The organism is Streptomyces sp. NPDC059455 (assembly GCF_042750115.1).
GTDB lineage: Bacteria > Actinomycetota > Actinomycetes > Streptomycetales > Streptomycetaceae > Streptomyces > Streptomyces endocoffeicus.
In genome coordinates, this window is record NZ_JBHYVB010000015.1 from 94,141 (window position 1) to 95,843 (window position 1,703).

Here is a 1,703-nt window from a genome sequence, read left to right on the forward strand (position 1 = left end):
CCCCGACAGGCGCCCGAGGCACCCCCGGGGGGGGGGGTCCCGGCGCGGGGGGTGGTGGGCGCGCACCCGCAACCCCTGGGGGCCCACCTGGAACGTACACCGGGCCGCCCCCTTGGATCGGAGAGAAATGCGGCCCGGACAATACGAAGATGTGGCCGACGCCACGGAGCTCGCGGCGCGGCTGCGGCACGTCTTCTGGATCGGTGGCGGGAGTGGTGCGGGCAAGTCGACCATCGCCCGTCGGCTCGCCGACCGCTACGGTTGGCGGCTCTACGCGACCGATGATGTGATGCGGGATCACGCTGGGCGGGCCACCCCCGAGGAGGCGCCGCTTTTGCATCGGTTCATCGCCATGGACATGGACGAGCGATGGGTGAACCGGTCTCCCGAGGTCATGCTCGAGACGTTCCACTGGTTCCGGGGTGAGGGCTTCGGCCTGATCGTCGAAGACCTCCTTCGCCTCCCGTCGGAGCCCCGCGTCATCGTCGAGGGGTTCCGGCTGCTCCCGCGCCTCGTGAAGCCGCTGCTCGACGCTCCTCGGCACGCCGTCTGGCTTCTTCCGACTCCCGATTTCCGTCAGACCGCCTTTCGGAGTCGGTCGGTACCGGGGGAAGGGTTCGTCTGGAGGACCAGCGATCCGGCGAGGGCCGGCCGCAACCTCGCCGAACGGGATCGCATGTTCACCACGTGCCTCGAGGAGGAGGCCGAGCGTCTCCGACTGCAAACCATCCAGGTCGACACCGCGATGACGGAAGATGAGCTCACTGAGCGGGTGACCAGGGCGTTCGGGCTCTGATACGACGATTCCCGCGGACGCCCCCGCGACGAGTCCCGTGACGACTCCCGCCGCCGCTCCCGCGGCCGCCCCGCCCCGGGCTCACTTGACGAAGACCGCCCGTGCGATCTCATCGGGCGCGGCGCTCGTCTCGGCGAGCAGCTCCCCGTCCGCGGACCAGATGCCCGAACGGCCGGATGTGCGGTCGAAGCCGCCCCCGGTCGGACCCGCGAAGGCGGCAGTGGCGGCCCACACACCGTGGTCGGCGGCGACTCGGCGGGCGCGCTCGCCATGGAGCCCGGCCTCGTGTTCGGCGTGGACAACTCCGGCGACGTAGCCGTCGATCCCCAGCGCCACCGTCTTCGCGGCGTGCTCGGGGAAACCGGTGTCGCGGCAGACGGCGAGACCCAGCCGCCACTCGTCCACGTCGATCACGGCGGGCTCCCCGGGCACGAAGTGGATGGCCTCGCCGCGGTGCAGGTGGACCTTTCCGTAGACCACCCGTGCGCCATCTCCGTCCAACGCCAGGATGCCGATGCGCGGACCCGCCACCGGCGCGCCGACCAGGGCGAGTGTCCCGGTCGCGGCGCACGCGGCGACGATCGGAGCCAGCCGTTCATCGTCCGGGGCGACCGGCGTCGCGTCCAGCTCGTATCCCGTCAGCGACATCTCGGGGAAGACCACCACCCGCGCGCCCGCCGCCCGAACGGCCTCCGCGTGGGCCACCGCGTTGGCCGCCACCTCATGAGCGGCGCACCTCGGCTGCGCCACCGCGATGCTCAATGGCTGTGCCACCACCCCGAACTCCCCTCGCCGAGTCGTAGTCGCAGTCGCAGTCGCAGTCGCGCGATCAGCCTATCCAAGCCGGTACGGCGGACATCGCCGAAATCTGGCGGAGGCGCCGCGCCGGCAGCCCGCCCCGTGGTTC

2 protein-coding genes are annotated in these 1,703 nt (G+C 71.6%); one reads left to right on the forward strand and one right to left on the reverse strand.

Annotation, left to right across the window (positions count from 1 at the left end):
• The first annotated feature begins 127 nt into the window (after nucleotides 1-127).
• A complete protein-coding gene (locus ACFXB5_RS07885; RefSeq protein ID WP_385203860.1) occupies nucleotides 128-796 on the forward strand; it encodes a shikimate kinase in 669 nt (222 codons plus the stop codon).
• Nucleotides 797-877: 81 nt separating this feature from the next.
• Here ACFXB5_RS07885 and ACFXB5_RS07890 read toward each other — a convergent pair whose 3' ends face one another.
• Nucleotides 878-1,570 carry a carbon-nitrogen hydrolase family protein gene (locus ACFXB5_RS07890; RefSeq protein WP_385203862.1) on the reverse strand — a complete coding sequence of 231 codons (693 nt, stop codon included), beginning with the start codon at nucleotides 1,568-1,570 and terminating at the stop codon, nucleotides 878-880.
• Between the last annotated feature and the right edge of the window lie 133 nt (nucleotides 1,571-1,703).

What these genes read in the sequence shown, in the direction of transcription:
- ACFXB5_RS07885 (WP_385203860.1), top strand. Translation starts at nt 128, where the DNA reads ATGCGGCCCGGACAATACGAAGATGTGGCCGACGCCACGGAGCTCGCG.